At 73.4% G+C, this 5,325-nt stretch carries 3 protein-coding genes; all 3 read left to right on the forward strand.

Annotated elements, in window-relative coordinates; translation table 11 throughout:
- The first annotated feature begins 45 nt into the window (after positions 1–45).
- Genes GTW43_RS02315 through GTW43_RS02325 form a run of 3 tightly spaced genes read left to right on the forward strand, consistent with a single transcriptional unit; the run spans position 46 to position 5,246 of the window.
- Positions 46–864, forward strand: coding sequence for a serine/threonine protein kinase (locus tag GTW43_RS02315; RefSeq protein WP_161299864.1), 819 nt, complete (start codon positions 46–48; stop codon positions 862–864).
- Between the two features lie 38 nt (positions 865–902).
- Positions 903–3,098 (forward strand): serine/threonine-protein kinase, encoded by a 2,196-nt coding sequence (locus tag GTW43_RS02320; protein ID WP_161299862.1) that lies wholly within the window; start codon positions 903–905, stop codon positions 3,096–3,098.
- A gap of 42 nt (positions 3,099–3,140) precedes the next feature.
- On the forward strand, positions 3,141–5,246 hold the full coding sequence (locus GTW43_RS02325) for a serine/threonine-protein kinase (protein WP_161299863.1): 2,106 nt from the start codon (positions 3,141–3,143) through the stop codon (positions 5,244–5,246).
- Positions 5,247–5,325: the final 79 nt, after the last annotated feature.

The raw sequence follows: 5,325 nt of genomic DNA on the forward strand, positions 1-5,325 counted from the left end.
CTCCCTCTCACCCGCCTCGACGCCGCAGGCAGCTCCGCTCCGGCCCTGCGTTCCGTCGCCCGTACCCCCGACGGCGACCGCACGGTCATCCTCAGTCGTCCTCACCCCGGCACCGACCCCCACCGCTTCATGGCCGAGGCCGATGCCTCCCGGTATCTGCTGGGGAGTTGGGTGCTGCCCGCGGCCGAGCTGGCGGGGCCCGGGCAGGGGGTGTGGCACGCCGCGCCGTACGTGCCCGTGCTGCCGCTGCCGACCGCGCTCGCCGTCCACGGAAGCCCGCTCCCCGAGCACACCGTGCGCGCGCTCGGCGTCGCGCTCGCCGAGGCGCTCGGGGTCGTTCACGGGCAGGGCCTGGTGCACGCCGGAGTGTCGCCGGGGGCCGTGCTGCTCGCTCATGACGGGCCCCGTCTGACCGGATTCGGAGCCGTGCGCGCGGCCGCCCCGGAGGGCACCGACCGCCGCGGACTGCCGGGCGTCGACCCCTGCGCACTGCCGCCGGAACAGGCAGCCGGCGGAAAGCCGCGCCCCCTGGGCGACGTGTACGCGCTCGGTGCCACCCTCGCTTACGCCGCGACCGGCAGCACCGCCCCGGAGCGCGAGGCGCTCCCGGCGTATCTGCGCTCCGTGGTCGCACGGTGCCTCGCCCGCGATCCGGCGGAGCGGCCCGCGCTCTCGGAGGTCGTGGAGGGCATGGGAGCCGTTCCCGAGGGGGCGCCCGACACTCACGGCTTCGGCGCACCGGACCGGGCCACCGCCCTGATGGGCCCCGGCTGGCTGCCCGCCCGCACCGTCGCGGCCCTCGCCCACCAGTCCGCGGAAGTGCTCGCCGCGGCGTCCCCCGCCTCCGCCCCGCTGCCCGCCTGACCACTGACCACGTACCGACCGACGGATCCCGACTGCTCATGCCGACTCCTCTCGCCCACGACGACCCTGTCGATCTCGATGGTTTCCGCCTCGTCGCCCGACTCGGCAGCGGTGGCATGGGCACCGTGTACGTGGCGCGCGGTACCGACGGTGCCACGGTCGCGCTGAAGACGATGCACGCTGCCATCGCCTCCGACCCCGCTGCCAGGACCCGGTTCCGCCTGGAGACCGACGCGGCCCGGGTCATCGGGGAACGGTTCGGCGCCAAGGTCGTCGCCGCCGACCCGCTGGCCCCGGTGCCGTGGCTCGCCACCGAGTACGTGCTCGGCCCACCGCTCGACGAGGCCGTGCAGCGGGGCGGTGCCCTGCCGGAGCAGGCCGTGCGGGCACTCGGCGCTTCTCTGTGTGCGGCCCTCGGACAACTGCACCGCAGCGATGTCGTGCACCGTGACCTCAAGCCGTCGAACATCCTCGTCACCGCCTACGGCCCCAAGGTCATCGACTTCGGCATCGCTCGTGCCATCGGTGACGACCGGCTGACCCGCACCGGCTCCGCCGTCGGCACCCCGGCCTTCATGTCCCCGGAGCAGGCGAGCGGTATGGAGCACGGGCCCGCCGGCGACGTCTTCGCGCTCGCGGGCGTGCTCGTGTACGCGGCCCGGGCCGGCGGCCCGTTCGGCGCCGGGCAGCCCGCCGATCTTCTCTACCGCGTGCGCTACGCGGAACCGGACCTCACCGGCGTTCCGCAGGCCCTGGTCCCCGTACTGGTCCGATGCCTGGACAAGGACCCGCGGCGGCGCCCGTCCACGAGCGAGCTCGCGGCGCAGTTGCACGACGGGAACGGCGAGTTCGTCGACCACCTGCCCGACTCGCTCGTCGCGGAGATCGGGCGTCGCGCGGCGGCCGTGCACACGATCGTCCCGCAGCGTCGGCCGGCACCCGCGGCCGCGTCACCGGAAGTCTCTGCCGAGGTCACGGAGACGGCCGTCCACTCGCGCCGCCGCGTACTGGGCCTGAGCGCGGGCGTCCTCACGGTCGGCGCCGCCGGTGCGGGCGGAGCATGGTGGTGGCGGAGCAGATCCGGGGGAGAGCCGAAGCCGACCGCAGCAGGGGCGGCCGGGCGCAATCTGGAACCGCTGTGGCAGGTCGGGGGATACGACCAGAAGACGCCTGAAGCACCCACGCAAGCCTTCGCACTGGACGGGCTCGCGCTCGTCCCCGAAGGCTCGGGCGGCGTCGCTGCGGTCGACCTGAAGAAGCCCGGCCGGAGCAAGTGGCGCAGCAGCCTCGACCAGTACGGCTGGCAGACCGCTGTCGCCGACGGAAGGCTGTACCGCCTCCGGTCGACCTACGCCGACGATCCGGACTCCGGGCCCGACACCGCCCTGCAGACCCTGGACCCGCAGACCGGCAAGGCCGCACGCACCGTGGCCGAACTCGATGCCACCAACGACCAGATCAGGCAGAACCAACTGCTGTGCGTCGCCGATGACATCGCCTACGTGGCGGTCGGGGGAGGCAGAGCGGGCACGGCCGGGATCCGCGCCGCCCAGACGTGGACCCTGCGCGCCGTCGACTGCCGCACCGGGCGCACACGATGGTCGACACCACTCCCGCGCTGGCCGGACAACACGCTCCGGCTGCGTTTCGTGGCGGCCCGCGTCACCGGCCGGCGGCTCGTCACGTTCGAGGAGACACAGCCGCGCGAGCTCTCCGTCGTCGTCCGCGACACGACGAGCGGACGAGCGGTCTGGGACGTGACCTACTCGCCGGGTGACATCGACGCCATGCGCAGCGAGCTCGCCGTGGACGAGGACCACGTGTACATCGGCGGCCGCCAGCTGCGCGCTGTGCGACTGGCGGACGGCAAGGTGACGTGGCAGCTTCCGCCCGAGCACCACTACGGTCCACCCACACTGGCGGGGGGCGTCGTCCACTGCGTCGCGACCGGGCTCGGGCTGATCGCTGTGGACGCGCGGTCCGGCAAGCGGATGTGGACCGAGAAGGACGGAACAGCTGACGAGCGGACCACGAACTGGCGCCCGGTGGTGGGCAGTCGGCACGCCTACTACCGCAACGGCACCATGCTGCGGGCCGTCGACCTGACCCGGCACGAGGTGACGTCCACGTTCCAGACACTGTGCGACCGCTTCTACGCCGTGCAGGAGTCGTCCCGGGTACGCCGTGTCCTCGGCGTCGCCGACGACACGCTCGCGCTGTACCCGATGACATGACCCGGCCTGCCCCGGCAGCCCACCCTCTGAGAAAGCATCCCCATGAAGCCCCTCGGCACCGGTGACCCGCTCCGCCTCGGCCCGTACCGCCTCCTCGGCGTCCTCGGCGAGGGCGGCATGGGGAAGGTGTACGCCGGCCAGGACCAGACCGGAGCCCTGGCCGCCGTCAAGGTACTGCGCCCGGAACTCACCCACGACGTCGGCCTCGCCCAGCGATTCGTGCGGGAGGCGCACGCGGCCCAGGCCGTCCGCAGCCCCGGCGTCGCGGCCGTGCTCGGGGCACGGACCGAGGGCGGACGGCCGTGGATCGCCACGGAGTTCCTCGCCGGTCTGACCCTGGACCAGGCCGTCGACACCTACGGGCCGCTCGGCGAACCTGCGGTGCGCGCGCTGGCGGCGTCGCTGGCCGGTACGCTCGCCGACATCCACGCCGCGGGCTTCGTCCACCGAGACCTGAAGCCGCCGAACATCGTGCTCACCTCGACCGGCCCCCGCGTCATCGACTTCGGTATCGCACGTCCCGAACACGGCTTGACGCTCACCACCACCGGCCAGATCCCCGTCACCCCCGGCTACGGCGCCCCCGAACAGGTCCTCGGCCGACGCGTCGCGCCGTCGGCCGACGTGTTCTCGCTCGGCGCGGTGCTCGTCTACGCGGCCACCGGACGCCGCGCTTTCGAGGCGGGCAATGTAGCCGCGGTCCAGTACGAGGTCGTGCACGGTGAGGCACGTCTCGACGACATGCCGGGGCCGCTGCGCGACCTCGTCGCGCCGTGCCTGGCCAAGGATCCGGCCGTGCGACCCCTGCCGTGGCAGATCGGGCAGGCGATGCACGTCCCCGCCCGCACCGAGCAGATCTGGCGCAGCGGTCCGCTGGCCGGTGCCATCAAGGAGCGCGAGACGGGGGCGCACCGGCTCACCACGCAGGTCGCGGGCCCGGGTTCACCTGCCGGCGATCCGGTACCGCGGCGCCGCTTGCTGGGCTACCTCGGGGCGGGCGGCGCCCTGCTCGCCGCGGGTGGCGGCACGGTCGCTTGGTGGTTTCGGTCGGGCGAGGAAACCGAACGGGACGATCCCTTCGCCATCCCGCCCGCCGTTCGGGCACCCGTCGCGACACTGGACAGCCTCCCGCGGCAGAAGCTGGTCAGCGACAACGAGCCGCCCACTCGTCTGTGGGGCGTCTCGCAGGCCGACTCGCAGGCCCGTGAACTCCTCCCGTCCGGAGACGTGCTGCTCGTGGGACTGCCCACCGGAGGGCTGGCCGCCCACGACGTGCGCACCGGCGACCGCCGCTGGACGGCACCGCGCCTGCTCGCCCGCTGCGGATGGCTCTCGCTCGACGACCGGCTGGTCGTGGGCGCCGACGGGAAGGGCGTCCTGCGCACCTACGTCTCGGCCACGGGGAAGCCCAAGTGGACGAGCCCCACCGCCGAGGCCGCGACCGTGCTGGCCACGGACGCCGACGCGGTGTACGTCGTCACGCATGACGGCAGACTGCGCAGCGTCAGACGCAAGGACGCGAAGACCGCGTGGACCACGGCCGTTCCGGCTGCCTTCCGCGACCGGCTGCGCGGGCCGGCCGTGGTGGGCGGAGGGCGACTGGCGGTTCCGTCGACCGGCGGTGACGTCCTGGTCGTCAGGACCGCTGACGGCCGCGGCGCCTGGCAGTACGAAGGCGGCGGCGACACCGTCGCGAACCCGGTTTTCTCCGACGGCACGTTCTACATCAACGGCCACGACTACCTGGAGGCCCGGCGGGCCTCCGACGGCAAGACAGTCTGGCGGCGCAAACTCAGCGCCTATGCCGCGGAGTCCGGCCGCTACGGGCCCCCGCGCATTGCGGGGGACCTGTTGTACGTCATCGAGGGCGATTCGACCATGTGCAGGAACCGGCGCGACGGCGCGACGGTCTGGGTCGGCCGTCCGGCGACCTGGCAGAGCCCCCTGCTCCCGCAGGGGCGCTCGGTGTGGTCGATTCGCGCCGAGGAGGGCCGCACCGAGCTGGAGTTGACCGGCGTACGGGCCCTGGACGGTCTCGGCGGACGCGCCTACACCACCGAGATGCCCCGGGACTTCAAGCTGGCAGCGGCAGCCAACAGGGTGTTCCTGCAGCACGACGATGGGGTGATCGCCATCAAGGCCTTCTGACAGTCGCCGTATCGACCCCGTCCCGCCCTCCGAACTCCCCTACGACTCCCGCCCCGCCCCGTCCCCCGCCACCGGCTCC

This window comes from Streptomyces sp. SID5785 (genome assembly GCF_009870065.1).
GTDB lineage: Bacteria > Actinomycetota > Actinomycetes > Streptomycetales > Streptomycetaceae > Streptomyces.